The sequence below is a fragment of the Frankia torreyi genome, assembly GCF_000948395.1.
GTDB lineage: Bacteria > Actinomycetota > Actinomycetes > Frankiales > Frankiaceae > Frankia > Frankia torreyi.
The window spans coordinates 73,618-96,867 of record NZ_JYFN01000027.1 but is presented as its reverse complement, the minus strand read 5'-3'; the positions used below and the strand labels follow the sequence as shown (position 1 = coordinate 96,867).

At 70.4% G+C, this 23,250-nt stretch carries 12 protein-coding genes and 1 pseudogene; 10 read left to right on the top strand and 3 right to left on the bottom strand.

Going from position 1 to position 23,250, the window contains the following annotated elements; all coding sequences use genetic code 11:
- Positions 1 to 49: 49 nt before the first annotated feature.
- Positions 50 to 1,039 (bottom strand): group II intron reverse transcriptase/maturase, encoded by a 990-nt coding sequence (ltrA, locus tag FF36_RS17560; protein WP_052681194.1) that lies wholly within the window; start codon positions 1,037 to 1,039, stop codon positions 50 to 52.
- A gap of 739 nt (positions 1,040 to 1,778) precedes the next feature.
- Between ltrA and FF36_RS17555 the strand changes: the two genes are divergently transcribed.
- From FF36_RS17555 to FF36_RS17535, 5 genes are all read left to right on the top strand, one after another.
- Positions 1,779 to 3,062 (top strand): IS4 family transposase, encoded by a 1,284-nt coding sequence (locus FF36_RS17555; protein WP_044886163.1) that lies wholly within the window; start codon positions 1,779 to 1,781, stop codon positions 3,060 to 3,062.
- Positions 3,063 to 3,618: 556 nt separating this feature from the next.
- Positions 3,619 to 3,963 (top strand): hypothetical protein, encoded by a 345-nt coding sequence (locus tag FF36_RS17550; protein ID WP_236705849.1) that lies wholly within the window; start codon positions 3,619 to 3,621, stop codon positions 3,961 to 3,963.
- Positions 3,964 to 4,163: 200 nt separating this feature from the next.
- Entirely contained in the window at positions 4,164 to 10,187 is a 6,024-nt protein-coding gene (locus FF36_RS17545; protein ID WP_128423333.1) for a CHAT domain-containing protein, read from the top strand.
- A 64-nt stretch (positions 10,188 to 10,251) separates the two neighbouring features.
- The gene (locus FF36_RS31600; protein WP_128423332.1) at positions 10,252 to 10,608 is read left to right on the top strand and encodes a hypothetical protein; all 357 of its coding nucleotides are present in this window, start codon (positions 10,252 to 10,254) and stop codon (positions 10,606 to 10,608) included.
- Positions 10,605 to 11,228: a hypothetical protein gene (locus FF36_RS17535; protein ID WP_044886161.1), complete on the top strand. Its 624-nt coding sequence runs from the start codon at positions 10,605 to 10,607 to the stop codon at positions 11,226 to 11,228. The genes FF36_RS31600 and FF36_RS17535 overlap by 4 nt, the downstream gene beginning before the upstream one ends.
- Before the next feature lie 65 nt (positions 11,229 to 11,293).
- On the opposite strand, the gene FF36_RS17530 is transcribed toward FF36_RS17535, so the two are convergent.
- Entirely contained in the window at positions 11,294 to 11,575 is a 282-nt protein-coding gene (locus FF36_RS17530) for a hypothetical protein (protein ID WP_242419026.1), read from the bottom strand.
- 156 nt (positions 11,576 to 11,731) lie between these two features.
- On the opposite strand from FF36_RS17530, the gene FF36_RS17525 reads away from it, so the two are divergent.
- On the top strand, positions 11,732 to 12,208 hold the full coding sequence (locus tag FF36_RS17525; protein WP_082121999.1) for a MarR family winged helix-turn-helix transcriptional regulator: 477 nt from the start codon (positions 11,732 to 11,734) through the stop codon (positions 12,206 to 12,208).
- Between the two features lie 30 nt (positions 12,209 to 12,238).
- Here the strand turns inward: FF36_RS17525 and FF36_RS17520 are convergent, their stop codons facing one another.
- Positions 12,239 to 14,509 (bottom strand): MMPL family transporter, encoded by a 2,271-nt coding sequence (locus FF36_RS17520; RefSeq protein WP_044886160.1) that lies wholly within the window; start codon positions 14,507 to 14,509, stop codon positions 12,239 to 12,241.
- A 402-nt stretch (positions 14,510 to 14,911) separates the two neighbouring features.
- On the opposite strand from FF36_RS17520, the gene FF36_RS17515 reads away from it, so the two are divergent.
- The 4 genes and pseudogenes from FF36_RS17515 to FF36_RS17505 all read left to right on the top strand — a co-directional run bounded on the left by FF36_RS17515 (position 14,912) and on the right by FF36_RS17505 (position 23,122).
- Complete coding sequence (locus FF36_RS17515; RefSeq protein WP_044886159.1) at positions 14,912 to 15,676, top strand: hypothetical protein; 765 nt, start codon at positions 14,912 to 14,914, stop codon at positions 15,674 to 15,676.
- A pseudogene (locus tag FF36_RS41510) lies at positions 15,652 to 15,777 on the top strand (integrase core domain-containing protein); the annotation flags it as partial. The gene FF36_RS17515 and the pseudogene FF36_RS41510, both read left to right, overlap by 25 nt.
- A 30-nt stretch (positions 15,778 to 15,807) precedes the next feature.
- Entirely contained in the window at positions 15,808 to 22,059 is a 6,252-nt protein-coding gene (locus FF36_RS17510; protein ID WP_128423331.1) for a HEAT repeat domain-containing protein, read from the top strand.
- A 190-nt stretch (positions 22,060 to 22,249) separates the two neighbouring features.
- Positions 22,250 to 23,122, top strand: a complete 873-nt coding sequence (locus tag FF36_RS17505) for an NYN domain-containing protein (RefSeq protein ID WP_044886157.1) — start codon at positions 22,250 to 22,252, stop codon at positions 23,120 to 23,122.
- Positions 23,123 to 23,250: the final 128 nt, after the last annotated feature.

The window sequence follows — 23,250 nt, the reverse complement described above, 5'->3', positions numbered from 1 at the left end:
CCGCGTGGATCAACCGGCCCGACGACCAGGACACCGATCAGCAGGCCAACTAATTTTCTGAAGCGCCTGACTCAAACAGCTTGACGGATTCCGCCACGCCCCCCATCTTCTTGAGGGCGTCCCGACTCACTGCCGGCAGGAAGCTGGAGAACATCTGCCCGTCCTTTCTGCGGGCACCTCTCATCCGGAACGTGTACCCGAGGAACGTGAACGACGTGTTGTCATATTCCTCACGCCTGTTTCCGTTCTTGCAGTCCACTATCCTGGTCTTGTCGGGATGCAGGCGCAGCCCGACCTCCCTCATCCGCTCCGCGAGTTTTGCCCTTACATACCGGGCCTGCTTCTCGCTCGCACAGTGCACGACCGCGTCGTCGGCAAAACGCTCGAACGGCAGGGTTGGAAACTGCCTCTCCATCCAGGCGTCGAAGGCATAATGCAAGAACAAGTTAGCCAGCACGGGTGAAACCGCGGACCCTTGATGGGTACCCCGATCCCGCTCGACCATCCTGCCATCGGGCCATTGCATCGGAGCTTTCAGCCACCGCTGGACGTAGAGCACCACCCATTTCTGCTCAGGGGTAGTGTTCGCCTCGACCGCCTTGACTACAAGGTCGTGATCGACGGAGTCGAAGAACTGGGAGATATCAAACTCAAGTACCCAGCTCATTCGCCAGCACCTTTCGCGGCACTTTCCGAGCGCCATCAACGGCGACCGCCCCGGCCGGTACCCGTACGAGTCGTCATGAAAGATCGACTCGGTGCGGGGTTGCAGCGCAAGGGCGACCACGGTCTGGGCGACCCGGTCAGCCACGGTGGGCACACCTAAGATCCTCGTCCCTGGGCCGTGTGGCTTCGGTATCTCCACAGCCCGCACCGGGGGCGGGAAGTAGCTCCCCGAGGACATCCGCACCCAGACCTTGTACAGATTGTTCTTCAGGTCCTTCTCGAAGTCCTCGATGGACTGCCCGTCGACCCCGGCGGCACCCTTGTTCCGCCGGACCTGCTGATACGCCTCCCACACAAGCGTCTTGGAAATCACATACGGTCTCTGTTTCGGACCTGAATTGTCCACTCGACTCCTCCCGGGTTTACACCCGGTTGCTCGGCGAACTCCTCTGGATGAGCCGGCCCCTTCGCTCCACCCCCATTACAGGGGCTTCAACACTAGTACGAGCCGGTCCGCCGGCGTTGCCGCATCGGTACTCCCGCCTCCCGGTTTCAGCCGCTCGGCGCACTCCCTCTCGCCCGGCCACAGGGGCCGGGGCAGTATCGGCGAACGCCTTCCCCCGTTCCGCACGGACGCCGCAGCCCAGGCTCGCGCCACCTGCATGCCGGACACCACCAGGCCAATAGACGGGCACCCGCCTGGCTCATCCCGGAGCAGCATTGATACCCCGGTTCCGGTGTCACCTCATAAAGTAACGGCACTTCAGCGGTGGTTCACTTTCGTTCGCCTTCCTGGACCCTGTCTGACGACTCTTACGCCGCCTTTTCTCCGACGCTCAGCACGACAGGCTTCAACTAACGCACCTCGGAGTGACTTGACGCCTCCCCCCGCAGGGCGACGCCGGGGAGCCGGACGGAACCCTTACCACGGGGCTCCGCCTCCCCCATCGTCCGTGCAGCACGCACGTGTCAAGAACTGACCTGCCTACCTTCAGACAGCTCCCTTCCTCGCGCTCGGGGCGCAACAATGCCACTTCCACTAGTTGGATCTTGGGGGTCGTTGGTGTGTTGGTTGTGGTGGTTCTGTGCGGGTAGCGGCATGATCGAACGCTGTGGCGGACACTCGGGTGGTGGCGGACCGCCGGCTGACGGACTGGATCTCGCTGGGAGTCCTGACGTCGTTCGTCCCGCGTGACGCGGTCGACGAGGCCATCGCGGCGACCGGGAGAGGCGCCCGGCGTAGCGACGTGACGATCCCGCCGCATGTCGTGGCCTACTTCGTGATGGCGCTGGCACTGTTCGCCGAGGACGACTACGAGGCGGTCGCGCGCCGGCTCGCCGGGACGTTGGACGATCTCGATGTCACCGGGCCGGTGTGGGACCCGAGTTCGGGTGGGCTGACCAAGGGCCGCCAGCGGCTCGGCGCGGCGCCGATGGCCGCACTGTTCTCCCAGGTCGCGGCGCCGGTCGCGGACCTGGACACGGTCGGGGCGTTCCGCGGGCCGTGGCGGCTGATGAGCATCGACGGGCTGGAGTGGGACGTGGCGGCGTCCAAGGAGAACATTGCCGCGTTCGGCCTGCCGGCCGGCCGCGCCGACGCGCCGGGAGTGTTACCGAAGGTCCGGGCGGTCACCGTGTCGGAGTGCGCGTCGCACGCGGCGGTGCTCGCGGCCCTCGGCCCGGCCGGCGGGGCGAAGGTCGCCAGCGAGCAGGCCCTCGCCCGCCAGCTTTACCCACGTCTCGAGTCCGGCTGGTTGTTGCTGGCAGACCGGAACTTCTACTCCTGGGCGGACTGGTGCACGGCCGCGGACACCGGCGCGGCGCTGCTGTGGCGGGCGAAAGCGAACCTGCGGCCCCCGCCGCTGCGGGCACTGCCGGACGGTTCCTACCTGACGGTGCTGGTCAACCCGAAGGTCACCGGCGCGGCGCGTGAGGCGCTGCTCGCCGCCGCGCGGGCTGGCACGCCGCTGGACCCGGCGAAGGCCCGCTACGCCCGCCTCGTCGAGTACGACGTCCCGGACCGTGAGGGCGACGGGAAACACGAGATCATCGGACTGATCACCACGATCTGTGACCCGCGGGAGGCGACCGCCACCGCCCTGGCCGGGGCGTACCAGCAGCGGTGGGAACACGAGACCGGGAACAGGCAGCTCAAAACCTACCTACGCGGTCCGGGCCGGGTCCTGCGCTCGAAGCATCCCGACACCGTCTACCAGGAGATCTGGGGCTACCTGCTCACCCACCACGCGATCAGTGCCCTGACCTGCCAGGCCGCGACCGCCGCCGGGATCGACCCCGACCGGATCAAGTGCAAGCGCACCGTCAGGATCATCCGCGACCGGGTCACCGACCCGGCTTTTCCCCCCCTGACCAGCGCCGCCGGACCCTCGACCTGATCGCCGCCGACATCACCCGGCCGACCAGGCTCAACACCCGCCGCGAACGCACCTACCCCCGCGCCGTCCGCCGCGCCCGCCACAACCAGTACCCCGTCAAGAAACCCGGCCAGCACGGCGTCCGCCACAACACCCCAGCCACGATCAGACTCGCCAACCCCCTGAAATCCCAGGTCGCAGCTTGATCCAACTAGCGGAAGTGGCATTGGGCTATGACCTGACCGACAGGCGTGTTCAACAGCACCGCCGCGCGTCTCTGGGCCCGTTATTAGTCTCCGTAGCGGCCTGGTCGCCGCGGGGACCTACTCGGTGCTCACCAGGCTGCCGGGCGACGCGCGGCTGTCCGCGCCGGACGCCGCACACCTGCTCGACGCGAGGTGGCGCCGCTGACGCTGAGCGGCCCGCCCGCCAGGAGGTCCAGACCACCCTGAGTCAGCTCGGCATCGCCGGCAGCGCCGGGTACGACGGGCTGGTCGCGCTCGCCGCCAAGGAGCACGGCCTCGCCCTCGCGACGAAGGACGCACGCACGCGCGGGACCTACGACGCGGTAAGTGTCATGATCCTGGCCGGGGTGAAGTACCTCGGGTCAGCAGCACCGGACCGGACGGCCACCGGTGCTGACCCGGGACAGCACCCCACCGCTACGCGGAGCGACCAGCGTCCCCGCCGGCTTGTCGCCTGCGCGCGGACCTTCACCCTCGTCTCCTACACACGGGCCGGCGCCATGCTCGCCGAGGCCAGACTTCCCACGAAGAAACGGCCCGACGTCATCGACGCCCTGGTCGTCATCGCCGCCGCACTGCACGGCCCCGCGCAGATTCTCACCAGCGATCCCGACGACATCACCGCCTACGCCGCCACCCTCGACCGCGCCGACATCGTCGCCGAACCCATCTCATGAGAGATCAGTAGCTATCCCAGGGATCTGGGCTGGGTCGAGCCGTTGGGTGCCGTCGACGGCCACATCGATGCCGGTGATTGCGGTTCGTTGTTCCCCGATCGGCTGATCGATAGCATCAGTGACGAGGTGTGCCGGTGTCGATACGGGGGTGGACGGCTCTCCGCTGTCCCCTGCCTGGCCCGAGGGGGTGGCACGCGCAAATGGCACTGTTCGGTCGTCGGCGCGCCCGACGCCGTGCGTCTGGTGCTTCGGCCGCCCCCGAGGTGGTCGAGGCCGGGGACTCGCCGCTGGATCCGCAGCAGGCGGCCGCGGAGGGCCGCCGGCTGCTGCAGACCGTTCCGGTGGGCGCGGCCGACGAGCGAGCCAGGTTGTCCGTGATCGGCGGGCTCGCGGTCGACCTGGAAGTCCTCTCTGGCCGCACGGGTGCGCCCGGCCTGCTCAACGAGGCCATCGACCTGGGCCGGGCGCTGACCGGGCGCTGCGCCGGCTGGCCCGAGGAGGCCGCGATCCGGTCGAACCTCGCGGGTGCGCTGCTGCGGCGGTTCCAGACCGCGGATACACCCGCCGACCTCGACGAGGCGTTCGCTCAGGCCTGCGCGGCGGTGGCGGCGGGCCCACCAGGCCATCCCGACCGGGCCCGCAGCCTGTCGAACCTCAGCTACGCCCTGCGGATGCGGTCCGACCGGGACGATTCGGCGGGGGATCTCGACACGTCGATCCACGCGCTACGGGAGGCACTCGCCGCGACCGCCTTGACGGACCCGGACCGGCTGGGGCGGCTCGTCAACCTGGGCGCCACCCTGCACAGACGGTTCGACCGTTCGGGCGGCCACGACGATCTCGACGAGTCCATCGAGACCAGCCGGGCCGCCAGCAGGATCGCCGTCGGCGACCAGCGGCTCAACGCGCTCACCAACCTCTGGTCCGCGCTGGTCGACCGAGTGCAGGCGAACGGCCGCGCGGACGACCTCGACGAGAGCGTGGAGGTGGGGCGGGAGCGGGCGCGTCTGCTGACCACCCGTCCGCCCGGTGCGCCGCCAGCGTCGCAGCGAGCGATGTTCCTGTCTCTGCACGCGAGGATGCTGCGGACCCGCTTCACCCACGACGGGGATGTGTCCGACCTCGACGAGGCGATCTCGACGCAACGTCAGGCCGTCGAGCTCGCCACGGCCGCCCATGATGATCTCTCCGGATACCATCGCAGCCTGGCGGAGCTGCTGCGGTTACGGGCACACCCGCCGGCCGCGGCGGACGCGGAGCCCCCACGCCACCGGCGAGACCGGCTGGACGCCCGCGCCCAGCGCAGTGGCAGCCTCGACGACCTGGACGAGGCCGTTCGGGTCGCCCGCGAGATCGTCGATCAGGCCGGCGGCGACCCGGCGGACCCGGCGGACCCACAGCGCTGGTCGGACCACCAGCAGCTCGCCGAGCTGCTTCGCCGCCGCTACGAGCGGACGGGAGACCTCGACGATCTCAGCCGGGCGATCGACCTGTGGCGGGCGACGCTCGCCGCCACGCCGAACGACCACCCCGGCCGGGTCTCCTGGCAGGGGAACCTGGCGGTGGCGCTAGAAATCCGGGCCGAGCGCACGGGGGACGTCCGCGATCTGCACGCGGCGATACCTCTGCAGCAGGCCGTCGTCGAGTCCAGCCCGGCCGACCTGCGCGCGCGGGGCCTGATGCACCTCGCGGACCTGCTTGCGGCGCGTTACCAACATGACGGCGTGTCCGCCGACCTGGACCGGGCCATCGAATTCGGCCGCGCCGCGCTGGCGGCGTCCGGTGCGAACGACAGCGGCTTTGTCCGGACGAACCTGGCGGGGATACTCCTGCAGGACCATGAACGAGGCGGTGCTCCGGGGGCGGTGACGGAGGCCGTCGGGATGCTGCGCACGACGGTGGCGGAGACACCGGCGTTCAGTCCGCGGCTCGCCACCCGACGGGCGGCTCTCGCCAGGGCGCTGCTTATCCAGGCCGACCGGACCGACGACGCCACGGCGCTGGACGAGGCGATCGGTCTGCTGCGAGCCGCCGTCGACGAGCTGTCGGACGGCGATGAGTCCAGGCGGCCGCAGCTGTTGGCGAACCTCGCGGGCGGGCTGTGGCGACGCCACGAACGGACCGTCGCCACCGGATCCCAGGCGAACGGGGCCGTCGGCAACGACCAGCTCGCCGATTTCGGCGATCTCGACGAGGCGGCGCGGTTGTGGGAGCAGGCCCTCGGCCTGCTGCCCTGGGAGCATCCCGACCGGCAGACACTGCAGGGCAATCTCCACCGGGCGAGGGAAGCTCGCGCCCGGAACTCCCATCAGGATGAGCCCCGCACGGCGCCTGCACCGGACGGTGCGGAGCCGGCCAGCGCGGAGCCGGCCAGCGCGGAGCCGGCCAGCGCGGAGCGCCCCTCCGCTGGTGCGGTGCCATCCCGGCCGGCCGACGGGAGCGACGGGAGCGACGCCAGCGGCGAGAATCTGCGCCTGCTCACGCAGGGGCTGGTGCGTACCGACGTGCACGAGTCGTGGATCGATCTTGTCCAGCCTGGATCCGGGCTGGATCTGACCGCCGCGATCGAGCAGTTCGCGACGATGGCGGCGCACTACCGCGGCGAGCGGGACTACCGAGGCGCGATCATCGCGGAGCAGAACCACGACTTCCTGGTACGGGCGGCGCAGGTGGGCGGGCCCGCGGCTGCCCGGGAGACTCTTCGCCGCGCGGACCTGACGGTGCTGCGGGCCGCCACCCCCGCCTTCTACAGGATCAGAGATCCCGCCGTCGAACGTCTCCTGCTCACCGCGTTCCCCGCCATTCCCCGGTTGGCCTCCCCTCCCCACCGCGAGGACACCGGCGCGAGTCCCGGTTCGGCGGACGAGCCGGCCTGGTATGTCGCGAAGGTGGCGGCGTTCGACGCGCACGCGGCCTTGGGTGTCGTGGTCGCCACGGACGACGCGCTGTGGCGGACGGGGGCTGCGGCCGCCTTCGACCTGGCGCGGGCCTACAACCGCCGCGACGAGTCCGGTCGACCCGACGCGGGCCCGCCGGACGGCGAACTCGCCGAACTGCCCCCCGTCGAGGTGGCGTTCGCGCTGGCTGTGGCCGCGCTGACCGTGCTTCCGCCCGACGTGTCCGAGGACGACCTGCACACGCTGCTCGCGCTTACCGCGAGTCTCGCGCAGCGCCTCCACGATCAGATCGGCACCGAGCTCATCGAAGCACGGCACGCCGAGGAGCCGTCCGACGTGATGCGCTGGGACGTCGACCACCTCATGGGGGCCGCCGACTGGGTGGCCATCCTGGGGGAACGGCTGCTCACCCTCGGGTTGACCGACGCCGAACGCATCGAGGCCCTGCGCTGCCTGGCCATCGCCCTGGTCGAACGCCATGACTGCGACGGCCACGCGGCGGACCTCGACCGACTGATCGACGTGCTGACCGAGCTGACCGAGCTGATCCCCACGGGGGACCCGGAGCGTCTCCGCGTGGGCTTCCAGCTCGCCGTCCAGTACGAACAGCGGTACCTCGACGCTGGCCGGGCCACGGACCTCGATGCCGCGATCGAGGGCTACGCCCGCGTGCTCGGTGCGCTTCCCGCCGGCGAGCAACTCCACTCGATGGTCCGCGGGCGGCTGCGGGATGCCCGACTGCTGCGCTTCCGTGCCAGCCGGCGGATCGCCGACATCGACGCGGTCGTGGATCTGTCCGAGGCGGCCGCCGCGGAGCGGACCACCGGCTCCGATCGGATCCTGCGGTTGATCAACCTCGCCGAGGCCCTGCGGGAACGTCACGACCTCACCCGACGGGTCGCCGACATCGACCGGGCGGTCGCCCTGGGCCGGCAGGCACTGGACGCCAGCGTCGCGGGCGGGCTGCCGCACGCGGAGGTACGCAGCCAGCTCGCCCTGTCGCTGCGCGGACGGTTCATCCAGAACGGCGCGGCCGAGGACGTCGACGAGGCGGTCGAGCAGGGTCGGGCCGCCGCCGCGGCGGCGTCGGAACGCACCGATCATCACCGGTTCCTGGCGGCTCTCGCCAACCTGCTGATGCTGCGGGTCGGTGCCGTCTGGCCGCCCGAGGCCGCAGCGTTGGCACGCGAGCGGGCGCAGGTCGGGTCGGCGGAGCAGCGGCGGCAGGCAGCGGTCGCGCTCGGCCGCTGGTTTCGGACCGACGTCGACCGCCAGGCCGACGTCACGACCGCCATCGGCCTGTACCGGCAGGCTCTCGCAGCCGTCCCCACCGACGATCAGAACCACGCGGGCTACCTCAATGATCTTGCCAGTACCCTGCAGATGAGGCCTGCGCCCGCCGCGGCGTCGCCGACGGCGGACCCCGATGCCGCCGCCGACGCCCCATCGGACGACGACGCCGCGCTCGACGCGCTCATCGCAGCGGCGCGCCTGGTCGGGCCGGGCGATGTCAGTCGGTCGACCATCCTGCGCAACCTCGGGGCGGCGTGGCAGCAACGGGCGGAGCGCAGCGGGTCGCCCCAGGCCTTCGCGGCGGCCGTCGAGTGTCTGCGGGCGGCCGCGACGGACCCGACGGGACCGGCATCGCCGCGGCTGCGGACAGCCATAGAGTGGGGTCAAGCAGCGAGGGCCGCGGGCGACCCGGCTGGCGCCGTCGAGGCGTACGCGTCCGCGCTCGCCCGCCTGCACGAGGTGACCTGGCAGGGCCGCGACCGGCCGCACCAGGAGCGGGAACTGTCAGCCCGGGCCCGGCTCGCCCGCGACGCCGCCGCGGTGGCCCTCGACGCCGGCCAGCCCGAGCGCGCCGTCGAGCTGCTGGAACTGGGCCGCTCGGTGCTGTGGACCCAGCTGTTGGACCTGCGCGGCGACGACAGCGAGCTTGCCGCGCGCGCCCCTGCGCTGCATGCCGAGCTCGGGCAGATTCGCACGACGCTGGACAGCGAGGCCGCGGTGACGCCCGCGCAGCGCATCGCGTTGGCCCAGCGCTGGGATGACCTCGTCGCGCAGGTGCGCGGGCTCGACGGGTTCAGCGACTTTCTGCGTCCGGTGCCGCTGGACCGGCTGCTGCGAGGGGCCGTCGGGGGAACCGTCGTGATCATCAACCTCAGCGCCCTGCGCTGTGACGCGCTGCTCGCCCGCCCCGACGGGGTGCGCGTGGTGCCCCTGCCCGCGCTGTCCGACAAGGACGTGGGCGCGCGGGTCGACGGCTACCTGGGTGCCCTGCGAGCAGCCGAGCAGGCCCGGCAGGCGCAGCAGGCGGCCTGGTCGGCGGTGCCCTCGCCGGCCTCGTCCGGGCCGGGGTTGCAGGCCGCGCTGCAGGCCGCCCAGCGTGCCGAACGCGAGCTGCTCCGGGCGCAGGAGGCGGCCGAGGTCGTCGGCACCGCGACCCTGGAGTGGCTCTGGGACGCCATCGCACAGCCCGTCCTCACGGCGCTCGGCCACCTGCATGCTCCCGCTGCGGACGAACCGTGGCCGCGGGTGTGGTGGTGCCCGACCGGCCCGCTCGCCCTCGTCCCGCTGCACGCGGCCGGTTACCACCGGACTCCCGCCGACGGCCCGGCCCGTGCGGTGCTCGACCTGGTGGTGTCCTCCTACACCCCGACGCTGCGCGCGCTGCTGGCCGCCCGCGCCCCCGACGGGCCGGCCGTGGCCGCTCCCGCCGCCGACGAGAGCGGTCGGCTGCTCGCCGTCGCGCTGCCGGACACCCCCGGGCAGGCCCCTCTCGCGGGCGTCGACGCCGAACTGGCCGTCCTCGCGGACCACTTCGGCGATGACCATCTCACGGTCCTGCGAGCCGACGCCGCGACCCGGCAGGCCGTCCGGCGGGCTCTGGACTCCCACAGCTGGGTGCACTTCAGCTGCCACGGCACGCAGGACCTCGCCGACCCGAGCAGCGGCGGTCTGGTCCTGCACGACGGGGTCCTGGCCGTCGCCGACGTCGCGCGTCTGCGACGTCGAGGCGAGTTCGCGGCGCTGTCCGCCTGCAAGACCGCCACCGGCGGCGTCGAGCTCGCCGACGAGACGATCACCCTTGCCGCGGCGCTGCAGCACTCCGGCTACCGCCATGTCGTCGCGACGCTGTGGTCGGTATACGACGGACCGGCCACCACTGCGGTGTTCCGCGCCGTCTACGGCGAGGTCACCGCCGGAGGCACACCACGTGCCGAGCGCCTCGCGGAGGCACTGCACCGGGCGGTGGTGGCGCTGCGTGAGGATCATCGGGACGAGCCGAGTATCTGGACGCCGTTCGCGCACACCGGGCCATGACGGCCCCACCACACATCGCGACATGCTGCGCCTCGACGACATGTCGCGCCGGAAGGAGCTGCCGATGACCGTGATCCCGCCTCGCGACGAGCCGCCGGCCGCCGCGCGTGTCGTCGGCTACGTGGAGGTGACCGACCCCGGCTTCCGGACGCACGCGGAGGCCACCTTCCGGCAGGACCGTCCATCCCGCGGCGGCCTCCTGCTACGTGGCCACTGCCCGCGCTGCGGCCACTACATGACGTACTACGCGACCGACGTGGTGGTCCGCGGCCTGCTGCCGCTGCGCCGCCCGCGCCCGCCCACGCCCGCTGCCGGCGGTGACCTGACGGTCATCTGCACCTGCGCGGAGGAGCACGCGGGCCGTCCCGAGGACTACGAGGGCTGCGGCGCCTACTGGCTGCACCAGGCCGGTCCGGCATGACCGCGACCGGCGCGGACCGGCGGGCGACCCCGGCGGACGCCCACGCCGCGCAGCTGACCCGGCGCATGCTTCGCGAGGAGCTGCCGCGGGTGCGCGCGGCAGCGCTGTCGTGGCGCAACGCCCTGGCCGGCCTCGTCGCCGGTCTGGTCGGCTTCGGCCTCATCCGTGGCCGCTCGGAGATCGACGATCTCGCCGCCCCGTGGGCGGCGGTCGTCGGAATCCTGCTGCTCGCTGCGCTGATGGCGGGCGGGGCCGGCGCTGTGTGCCTGCTGTCCGCCGCGCACGGACGCCCCTCGATCGTTCCCGTTGACGCCCTGAACAGCGAGGTGGTGCGTACCCATGCCGAGGCACTGCGCGCCGTGCGCGCACTGCGGCTCGGCGTCGTGCTGGTGTTCGCCTGCGCCGGGCTGCTCGTCGCCGCGGTCGGCGTCACCTGGTACGGGCCGCCGGCGAGCGGATCGCTGCTCGACGTGCAGGCACCAGCCGGGCTGGTCTGCGGTGGTGTCGTACGCGTCCACGCCGGGTTGCTCACCCTGCGTACCGCCGTCGGCGACGTGGACGTCGACCTGCGGACGGTCACCGCGATCCAGTCCGTCGCCGCCTGCCCGGCGTCACACTGACCGGCTCCGCGCGCGGCACACCCACACGGGAACCAACCAACACAAAGGAACCAACCAGATCCAGCTCAGGACCGCGCGGGCCCCGCGGGGCAGCGCGAGGCGGTGTGGTCGGCAAGCCGTTCGAGCTCGTGGGCGTCCCGAGGCTGCCCGCAGCTGCGGCAGATGTCCACTCGCGGGGGCACGGGGCGCGGCGGCGCGGCGAGCGAGCCGAGCTGCGCCGGCCCCATGACGCTCAACAGGAAACGGTAGAAGCGGCTGGGCCGCTCCCCCACGCCACTCGCCGCGCCCACCCTGCCCGCCACGCCCGTCCCGCCCGCCGCGCCGACGGTGCTGTCCTGACGCTTCATCCGTCGCCCTCCCTCACCGGCCGCCGCGCGTGTCGCGTCGCCGGCCGACCCCTGGCGCCCGATTATTTTGTGCACACATGAATCGTACGCGATCGCTTCGTCGACGTGCCAGGTATCCTGGACCATGACGCACGCCACGAAGGGAGGGACCAGCCCGTGATCGAGGACGACGCGCGTATCGGCGAGGACCTCGGGGAGGACCCCCTCGCGCTGGACCGGCAGGTGTGCTTCGCCCTGTCCGTCGCGTCCCGGCTGGTGATCGGGGTGTACCGGCCGCTGCTGGAACCCCTCGGTCTCACCCATCCCCAGTACCTGGTGATGCTGGCCCTCTGGGAACGCTCGCCGCGCTCGGTGAAGGACCTCGGCGCCGCCCTGCTCCTGGACTCGGCCACGCTCTCCCCGCTGCTCAAGCGGCTGGAATCGGCCGGCTATGTGTCCCGCCGCCGGGCCGCCACCGACGAGCGCCTGCTGACGCTCGAACTCACCCCGGCCGGCAGCGCGTTGCGCCAGGAGGCACTGAAGATCCCCTCCGCCGTCGTCGATCGGCTGGGCGTCGAGGTCACCGATCTGCAGGAGCTGCACGGCGCACTCACCCGGATCATCGAGGCCGCCCGCCAGGTACCGGCCCGCTGACGCCCCCAGCATGAAGGGAGTCGAGGCGGCTCAGGAGTGGTGGGCCAGTTCCCGTTCGTCCTCGGGCCGGTCGTCGTCCGCGGAGCCGGAGCCGGAGCCGGCGGCGTGGGTGACGGCCTCGTCGGCGGGTTCGACCGAGACGTGCGGGATGATCCGTTCCAGCCACTTCGGGAGGTACCAGTTGGCCTTGCCGACAATGTGCATCACCGACGGTACGAGCATCGTCCTGAGGATGAACGCGTCGAGGAACACGGCGGCGGCAAGGCCGGTACCGAAGATCTTGATCGGCCGGCCCGGGCTGACCAGGAAGCCGAGGAAGACGGCAATCATGATGAGGGCGGCGGCGGTGATGATGCCGCCGGTCTCACCCTGCCCGATCGTCACCGACCGCTTGTTGTCACGGGTGTGCACCCATTCCTCATGCATGCGACTGACCAGGAACACCTGGTAGTCCATCGACAGGCCGAAAAGGATGGCGAACAGCATGACCGGAATCCAGGCGTCGATCGGTCCGCCGGGGCCGGCGCCCATGCTGTCGGAAAGCCAGCCGTACTGGAAGATCGCCACGACTAGACCGAACGAACCGCCCGCGGCCAGCAGGTTCATGACCGCGGCGGTCAACGGGATGACCAGGCTCCGGAACGCGATAAGCAGCAGGATGAACGACAGGCCGACCACGACCGCGATGAACAGCGGCATCTTCCGGGCCAGCACCGAGGCGAAGTCGACGTTGATCGCCGTATCACCGAAGGTGTAGATGTGGTTGGCGGTGCCGTCGTACAGCGGCGGCAGGGTGGTCGAGCGCAGGTGCCGGACCAGCGTGTAGGTCTTCTCCGACTGCGGTGACGTGGTCGTCTTGAACGTCACGAAGGCGATGTTCCTGGCCAGCGGAACCGTGCTCAGGCTGGCCGGGTCGACGCCCGGGACGGCGGCCAGCGTCTTCGTCACGCGCTGCAGGTAGGCCTGGTCCGCGGCGCCAGGCCCGCTCACCACGGCTTCCAGTGCGGAGTTGTAGCCGACGCCGAAGTCGGCGGCGATCAGGTCGTAGCCGGCGCGGGTGGTCGAGCTCGTCGGATCGCTGCCCTGGTCGCTGGCGCCCAGCTTCAGGGAGAAGAACGGCAGGGCGATGGCGACCATCACCGCACCGGAGACGACCGCGACGGCGATGCGGCGCCGGGCGACGAACTGCGACCAGCGGGCCCAGAACCCCACCGGACGGTCATCGATGAACTCGCCGGCCCGCACCGCCGCCCGCTGCCGGCGGGGCAGCACCTTCAGCCCGAACAGGCTGAGCAACGCGGGCAGCAGCGTGAGCGAGGCGATCATGGTGAAACCGACCGCGAGCGCGGTCGCCACCGCCATGCCGTTGAAGAAGCTCACCCCGAGCGCGATGAGGCCGAGGATGGCAATGCACACGGTCGTACCGGCGAACAGTACCGCCCGGCCGGAGGTGTTGATCGCGTTCACGATCGACTCCGCGACGGGCATGCCGCGTCGCAGATTGCGGCGATGTCGCGTGACGATGAACAGCGCGTAGTCGACGCCGACCCCGATCACCATCAGCTCGGCCAGGTACGGGGTGATGTTGGAGACGTTGATGGCGTGACTGAGGATGTAGATCACGCCGAGGCCGCTGACGAGCGCGACCACCGCGCTGGCCAGCGGCAGCACCGTGGCGGCGACGGTGCGGAACACCAGGGCCAGGATGATGAGCGCGGCCCCGAACCCGATGAACACCGACGAGCCCGAACCGTCGCTCTGCCCGATGCCGGTGAAGGCGTTACCGGTGAACTCCACCTGCAGCGAGTCGCTGCGCAGGGTCTTGAGCTGGTCGTAGACGTTCTTGAACAGCTCGGCGTCGTAGTGGTCGTTCTCCCAGGTGATGGCGACCAGCGCCGTGGTGGAGCCGTGCGCCCTGTTGAGCAGCCCCGGGTTTCCCGGCGCGGCGGCGGTGCTCTTCGAGCAGTCGATCGACTCCCACGGCGTCGCGATCAGCGCCACATGGTTACCGGAGGTGCACACCTTGACGAGGGCCGGCTTGAGCTGCGGGGGCGGGGCGGTGAACGCCCCGGCCCTGTTCTTGAGAACGACCGTGCCCGGGGCACCGTTCTGATTGTTCAGGCCGGCGTTCTCGAGCAGCTTCGCCACGGACGCGGTCTCGGTGTGCGGGAGGCTGAACGTGTCCTTGTACGAGGCCCCGCCCATCGCCCCGGCGATCCCCTGCGCCGCGACGACGAAGACGATCCAGCCGACGACGACGAGCCATCGGCGACGGACGGCGAGTTCAGCGATCCGCTTCATCAGTTCTCCTGCTCGATGTCTGGCGGCTGGCGACATCCTGGCACCGGCGACCGAATCCGGGTCGCCTGAGCCTCGCACATGCTCCCGAGCAGCCAGTACCCGGTTGGATCAGTGTGACCAGATACTGCGGCGTCATGGCGAGCTCAGCAACGAACTGACCAGTACCCGACGTGACCAGACCGCCGCCCGCCGACTCCCAACAGACGATCATCGCCGGGCACGTCCTGATCCGGAACATCCGCCGCAGCTACTACGAAGTGCACAACAACGCCCCCTCGACGGCAGAACGCCCCCCTCGACGGCAGAACGCCCCCCTCGACGGCAGAACGCCCCCTCGACGGCAGGCTGTCGTGATGTGGCCACAACACCCGTGGCCGTCGTGCGCCATGGCAGAGTCCAGCCATGCGCGAGCCTCGCGACGTCGTCGACGACCTCGAACGCCGGACGGAAGATCGGCCAGACCGGACGAAAACGGCGGATCAGCGCGATCCGCGGCAGTCGGCGGGCGAGGACCGGTTCGCGGGCTACGGAATCATGGGCCTACCGTTCCGTTCCGGGCACGTCCTCGGTCTACGCCGGTTTCCGGAGTCCTCGATCGGCCCCGGCTATCGGTCGGTCTGGCATCGCACCCCCGACGACCGCTGGACCTTCTACCAGGATCAGCCCGCCGAGCTGGCCTGTACTCGCTACTTCGGCTCGGCCGTCGCCGAGGTGCGCGAGGGCCCGATCCACATCGACTGGGCAGGTCCACGGACATTCCGGGTCACCGCCGGCGACGGCGATCTCGACTGGACGGTGACGGTCACCGCGACACCGGTGACCCGGCTGTTCAGCGCCCTGGATTCCGCCCTGCCGGATCGCGCCTGGCGTTCCCGCCCGCTGCTCGAGGTCATGTCCCGGCTCGCCGGCCCCGCACTCGGGGCGGGCCGGGTACGGCTGACCGGTCTCGCCCCGGACGGCCAGCGATTCGCGGCCAATCCACTGCGCCTGTGGGTCGTGACCGACAGCACCGCGACGGTCCACGGGGTACCCCTCGGCGAACCGGGACCGATTCCCACCCAGGCATTCCTGCGCGATTTCGCCATTCCGCAACGCGGACTGTTCGTTGTCGGCCGAGCAGTTTTCAACGACCCGGCCGCCAACGTCCCGGGTCATCGACGATACTGACGGTGGACTTCTTCCACAGGGACTGCGCCGTGACCCTGCGGCGCCTGTACTGCTTCTTCGTTCCGGAAGTCAGCTCACGCACCGTCCACATCCTCGGGGTCGTAGATCAGGGCAGACGCGGTGGGCGGTCCATGGCGTCCACCGAAGGCTGCCAACCGCCGATCCGCGCATCGCAGGCACGCACCCCCGGTAACTGGTGGGTCGTCCTGTGGTGCGATGGGTGCTATCGTACGGTCATGGGGGTATGGCGCGTTTTCCTAAGCCACACTTCGGAGCTCGCCAGGTATCCGACGTCCCGACCATATGTCACCGCGGCCAAAGCGGCGGTGAGTCGCGCGGGCGAGGCCGTAGTCGACATGAGTTACTTCACCGCGCGCGACCAGCCGCCCGCCCAGTACTGCCGGGAGTGCTTGGAGACGGCGGACATCTACGTTGCTGTCGTCGGATTCCGCTACGGCTCGCTGGTGCCCGACCTCGACCCCATCTCCTACACCGAACTCGAGTTCGACGTCGCCACTGATCTTGGTGTGCCCCGGCTCGTATTCTGCCTCGACGAGGAGTCGGGTGATCTCCGCCTGCCAGGCAGGGCGTTCACGGACCACGAGACGGGCGCGTTACAGGCCGCCTTTCGCCGCCGACTCGGCGAGTCGGCGGAAGGACTGACGCTGTGCCTGGTGGACAGCGCAGAACATCTTGAGACAACGCTCTACCAGGCGCTCGTCGAGCTACGCCAGTCCAGAGACAGACACGGTCGATCGGCGGCAGGCGGGAACGACGGCGCGGCGGACGCCCGGATTCCCGCCGCCGTCCTGCGGTCGTACTTCACCCGGCTCGACCAGCAGTACCGAAGACTCGACCTCGAGGCGCTCACTCCCGCGCAGCGCGATGAGCAGGTGCCCATAGCCCTGCGCAACGTCTTCGTGGCGCAGGACGTGCGGGAGAACCCACCGCCCGTCGAGCTGCCGAAGGAGATCTGGCGGCAGCTCGAGGCCGGTGGCGAAATCCAGCGAGACGAGCTACCGGAGGGCCTCGACGACGCGACCCTCGCCGCCGCGCGCAGTACCTACAGTTCAAACCCGCGCAGGCCGGTCCTCGACCTGCTTGCCGGTGGTGATCGTCTGTTGGTCCTGCTCGGTGACCCCGGCGCGGGCAAGTCGTCGCTGGCCCGCTACACGGTCCTGCGGATTGCCGACGAGCAGTCCACGGCGGCGCCCACCACGATTCCGGTGCTCATCGAGCTGCGGGCGCTTGCGCAGACCCGCGGCCGTTTCGACACGTTCGTCGAGTACCTCGATCATGTCGCGCGCACCGACGGGCTCGGCGTGCAGGCGGAGTATCTGGTCCCATACCTGCGTTCCGGCGGTGACGCGCTGGTGATCTTCGACGGTCTGGATGAGATCTTCGATCCGGCGGAGCGGGAGGGAATCGCCCGGCGGATCGCCGGCTTCGCTGTGGAGTATCCGCGGGCACGCGTCATCGTCACATCACGGATTATCGGCTACCGGCGGACGATTCTTTCCGATGCCGGGTTCGCGCATTACACTGTCCAAGACCTCGACCGTGCGCAGACCGACGAGTTCCTCCAGAAGTGGTACTCGGTCGCCCTGGGCGGGCACGACGAGAAGGCGGACGAGCGCCGCAGCCGGCTGGCCGCGGCCATCGCCGGCTCCCGGCCGATCGAGGAGCTGGCCTCCAACCCGCTCCTGCTGACGATCCTCGCTATCATCGGCAAGCACCAGGAGCTGCCCAGGGAACGCTGGGAGGTGTACGATCACGCCGCGTCCGTCCTGGTCGAGCACTGGGACGTGAACCGTTACCTGAAGGACCGCCGGGTCGACGCCGATTTTATCGGTAAGGAAGACAAACGAGAGCTCCTGCGGCGCATCGCGAACCGCATGCAGAGCGGCCGGCACGGCCTGATCGGCAACTTCACCCATCATGAGGATCTGGTCGGCGAGATCGAGCAGTATCTACGCGAACGCTACCAGCGTGACCCGGCCAGCTCCAAAATCATCGCCGAGGCGATGATCAACCAGTTTCGGGAACGCAACTTCATCCTCAGCCGCTATGGTGCGGAGGTGTACGGATTCGTGCACCGCGCGTTCCTGGAGTTCTTCTGCGCCGAGCACATCCGCCGCCAGTTTGAACGCACCCGCGAGCTGTCCGTCGAGCAGCTGCGCCGCGACGTGTTCGGACGGCGCTGGGAGGACGATTCGTGGCGCGAGGTCCTGTTGCTGATCGCGGGTATGCTGGACGAGCGTTTCGTCAGCGGCATCATCGAGTATCTGCTGGTTGACACCTACCTACCTTGGCCGCCGGAGTTCGACGACCGGCCCCCACGCAACATCCTGCTCGCCGTGCGGTGCCTGGCGGAGATGCGCAACCGGCGGGTCGGCGCGTCCGTGGCGCGGCTGCTACTGCGACAGATCATCGAACTCATCGAGCGCTCCGCCGGCGCCGACCAGACGACCGACGACTTCCTGGAAAACGAGCTCCTTCCCGCCGTCGGCCTGGTGGGAGCGGACTGGCCGGAACGGGAGCAGGCGCTCGCCTGGTACCTCGCGAGCGGGTCGACCCTCATCACTCGGACGCCGGCCTGCCGCTTCGCCAGCGGCCTCGTCGCCGATCTGTTTCCCGACCGTGCCGACGTCACGGCCCTGCTGCGGGCCAGGGCGGTCTTCCTGGAGGACTGGCGCCTGAGGGACGCGGCCGTGGCCGCGCTTGGCCAGAACTCTCCTGTCGACCCGACGTCGCTGGAGGTGTTACGCGACCGCGCCGAGCGGGACCCGACGGCACTCGTCCGCGGGCGGGCAGTGGACATCATCGCGGATCAGTCGCCGCCCGGTCCCGCGCTCTGGGACTGGCTCGAAGGGCGCGCGGAGCGGGACTCCGCCGACTACGTCCGGGCCAAGGCCGTGCTGAAGCTGATCGACGCGCGGCCCGATTCACCGGCCGTCGAGCCGTGGTTGCGCAGCCTCGCCGAGGATGACCCGGCGACGAACGTGCGCCAGCTCGCCGCCGACGAACTCGCGAAACAGGCGGGACGGAGGCCAGCGACGGCCGCCTGGCTACACGCCCAGCTCGCCGCCGGTGTTCGCTGGGAGATCCGCCGCGCCGCCGTGAGCGTTGTTCCGACGGCAGATCCCGGGCTCACCGAGAGTCTGGTGGCACGCCTGCACGATATCTCCAGGACCGACCTGCAGTGGAAGGTACGCGCTGAGGCGGTCCGGGTAGCCGCCCGGCAGTGGCGCGACCGGCCCGGCATACGGGCGTGGGCACGCGACCGCGCCGAGTGCGACCACAGTCCGTTCGCCCGGGAGACGGCGATCGAGGCGGTCGCCGCCATCTGGCCCGACGATCCGACGACGAACACCTGGCTGCTGGAGCGACTGGAACACGAGCCCGCCGTGCCCGGGCGCCTCGCCGCCGCGCGGGCCCTCATCAAGACGCTCCAGCATGGCCTCGAGCACACGGACGCGTTGCGAGCGGCCGCGGCACGGGACCCCGACTGGCAGGTACGTAACGCGATCGTGCAGGGGCTCGCGGACGGCGCCCCCACCGAACCCGCGACCCTTCCATGGTTGCGCCTTCGGGCCGCCGCGGATCCCGACACCGGCGTCCGAGCAGAGATGATCAGGACCATCGCGCGCCGTTGGAAGGATGATCCCACGACGCTCGACTGGCTGATGGACCGCGCCGTCAGCAGCGTGGACGACGGGGTCCGGAGGGCGGCCCTTGCCGCCGTGGCGCGCACCTGGCCGGAAGACCCGCGCGTGGAACCCTGGCTGCGGCGGCGCGCGGAAGCGGACGGCGTATGGTTCGTCCGGCAGTCGGCGATCGTCCACGTGGCACAGCTGCGCCTGTCCGATCCCGAGGACAGCCTTCCCTGGCTGCGGCGGCGCGCGGCCGACGACCCGGACGAGGATGTCCGCGAGACCGCGCTGATCGCCGTCGCGCAGCGGTGGGGCCACACCGCCGACGTCTGTTCCTGGCTGGCGGAACGCGCCATCGACGACCCCGACAAGGACGTCCGGGCGACGGCGCTGACCGCACTCGCGCGTGGCGGCCGAGACCATCCGCGAACGTTGCCGCTGCTACGGGACCAAGCTGGCCGCGACCCGCACTGGACGGTCAAGAAGCGAGCCATCGTCCTGGTCGCGGAGGGCTGGCACGAGGACCCGAAGACGCTGCCCTGGCTGCTGGACTGCGCAGGTCACGACGACTGGTACATCCATTCACCCGCGATCGGCTCGCTCGGCCAGGCGTGGCCGCACCATCCACGAGTGGCATCCCTCCTGCGGGAGATCGCGGTCGGGCACCGTAACGCCGGAGCACGAACGAAGGCCTTGGAATCGATCGCCCTCCATGCGCCGGACCGGGCGGATACTGCCGCGCTGCTCGCGGAACGGGTCACCGCCGACCGCTACGGCGACACCCGCCAATTCGCCCTCTTCGCCTTGGTTCACGGCTGGTCCGCGGATCCGACGTGCGGACGGGTGGTCCGGGAGGCCGTGGTGCGCGAGTTCTCTGGACATGTTCGCCGGCTCGCCGTCACAAGCCTTGGTGTCCTGCCTGCCTCGGCTCGCGTCGGGCGCCTCCTGCGCGAGACCGCCCAGCAGGACGACTCCGCAGACGTGCGGGAGGCGGCCGTTGCCACGTATGCCGGCCGGCGGCCGGCCCCGACACGCCTGCGCAGCTGGCTCTGGCAACGCGTCGACGATCGGTCCTCCGAGGTCGCCACCACTGCGGTGTGGGAACTCGCCCGGTTAGGTAATGATCCGGCGACGTTGCGCCGGCTGCTGGCCGTCGCGCAGAGCGACAGCCGATGGAACGTCCGGCGACAGGCGTTCCTCGTCCTGGACGCGATGCGCCACGACGCCCCGGACAACCTCGTGCTCGCCGTCGGCTCGCGATCCGCCGGTCACGGTCCATCCGGCGGCCCGTCCGGGTCCGCGCCGACCGACGTGACGGCCCTGCCGTGGGCACAGGTCAGCGCACTCCTGCGGAGCAGGAACTGGCGGGAGCGCAGGCAGATCATCCGGACGGTGGCGGCCGCCCGTCGCGACGAGCCTGAGACGGCTCGGCGGCTGGTCGAGCTGGCCAGCGGTGAAGGCGACTGGGCCGTGCAACGCGCCATCATCGACGGCATCGGAGCCGCGGGGCACACCGAGGCGGACATCGCGGTCTGGTTGAAGGAGCGCGCCACCACCGGTCGGAGCGTGTGGGTACGGTCCGCGGCCATCCGGGCCATCGGCCACCAAGGGCGAGACGATCCGGCCGTCCGCTCCTGGATCAGCGACCGGGCGGTCTCGGACCGAGATGCGACCGTACGTAGAGCGGCACTGCGCACCCTCGTGGCCGGGTTTCCTGACTGGGCCGGTCTCACCGCCTGGCTGGAGGAGCGAGCGCTGGCGGACCACGCGGAATTGGTCCGGTGGACCGCCCTGCGATCCCTGGCCACGATCGCGCCTGGAGCTCCCCGCACCTGGTCCCTGCTGAGCCGCGTGGCCGACAGCGACGTGTACACGGAGGTGCAGCGCTTCGCCCTGGCACTCCTGGCCGACCACGCGATGCCGAACGACCCCGCCACGGTGGCTGTGCTTCTCCGGCACGCCGAGGATGATCCAGACCCGGCCACACGGCGCGGCGCCCTCGACGCGCTCGGGAGAAACTTCTCGACTGTCACGGGCCTGGCGGCCTTCGCGCGTCGCCGGGCCGAGGTCGATGTCGCCGGGGACGTCCGGCGAGCGGCCTGCCGGGTCGTGCTGGCCTGCGCCGACGACGACCTCCACGCGACCTGCGACTGGCTCCGGGAACGGGCCTCCCGAGACACCGACGTGAGGCTCCGAACGATGGCTATCCGCCTGGTCGCGCGTCGGCAGGCCGGCAGGCCGGAGACGCTGCGCTGGTTGCGCGCATGTGCCGAGACCGATCCCTACGAGGGCTGCCGCGCGGAAGCGGTCACCGAGATCGCGCGCGGATGGACCGACGCGCCGGAAACCCGGCCGTGGCTGCATGCGTTGACCAGCGCGGCCCAGTGGGGAGAAGTGCGAAGATCCGCCGCGGCGGCGATCGTCGAACACTGGCCAACCCACCCCGCCACAGTCGGCTTGATCAGGCATCTCGGCTACCATGACAAATCCTCGGATCTGCGCGAGGCGATGGCCTGGCTCCTCGCCCGAAACTGGCCGGACGACGAGGAAACCCTCCCCTGGCTGCGTCTCATCGCCATCCGGGAAGCGACCGCGTCGACCCGCGATGCGCTGGCCTGGGCACTCGGGGGACGTCACGATGTCGCGTACTGGCTGACCTACGCTCTCGACCATCACCGTGAGGATTACGCCGAGCTCGAAGCGTCGTTGTTGTCATCTCGTGGAAGGTGAGACCGTGGACACGTGAGCCTCGATCCAACGACGAGCTTCAGTGATCATCGTTGGATCAACCCAATCCGAAGTAGATCTTCCGCGGATTGGTATCGGTGGCGCTGTTACATGGAAAGAAACCGGGGCATACCGGGAGACTTGCAGTCAGCCACTGGGGTTCACTCAGTGCAACAGCCAGTGAGGAATCAGCGTGGTGGTCGGCAACGCCTCCGCCAGGATCGCGGTGCTCATCGACGCGGAGAACGCGCCGCTCTGGGCGGTCGAGCCGCTGCTCACCGAGATCGCCCGTCACGGGAAGGCGCAGGTGAAGCGCGCCTACGGCGACTGGACGGGCTCGCTGAAGACCTGGAAGAAGACCCTGCTGGAGCACTCCATCCGACCAGTGCAGGTATTCGCCGCCGTCAAGGGAAAGAACGCCTCGGACATGGCACTGGTGATCGACGCGATGGACCTGGTGCACTCCGGGGCCTTCGACGGGTTCTGCCTGGTCTCCTCCGACAGCGACTTCACCCGCCTGGCCGAACGGATCCGCGAGGCCGGCCTGGCCGTCTACGGATTCGGCGAGCGGAAGAAGACGAACCCGGGCCTCATCGCCGCCTACGACAGCTTCGTCTTCGTGGAGACCTTTGTCGCGGGGCCTGCGCTGTCAACCCCGGCCGCACCCGCCGCGGCCGCGTGGGCCGGGCAGCCGCCGACGGACGCGGCTGCGCCGGACGCGGCTGCCGACGCCCCGCAGACCACCCCCGCCGCCCCGCCACCGGCGAAGACAAAAAAGCAGGCGAAGACTGCCACGGTGGCGACTTCTGCGCGCGCAACGACCGCCGAGCTGCGCTCGGACACCGCACTGATCAGCCGGCTCCGCGAGGCCGTCGCGACGAACACCGGCCCGGATGGCTGGACCCATCTCTCGGCGATCGGGGAAGCCATCCGCAGACGTCCCACCATCGTCCTGAAGACCTACCGCTACTCCCGGCTCAAAGACCTGATGGTCGCGACCGACCTGTTCGAGCTACAACAGCGCGGCCCAGGCAAATCCGGCGCCGTGTACGTCCGCGTCAGGTAGCCGCCACGTCCCTGGACCATCGCGACGACCTGGCCGACCGCCGGCCGGCCAGGTTCCGGAGCGAGGGCGAGGTTCGACGCGCTGACGGTACGTCAGGCCGGCCGCGCCTACGTCATGGCGCGGGCAGC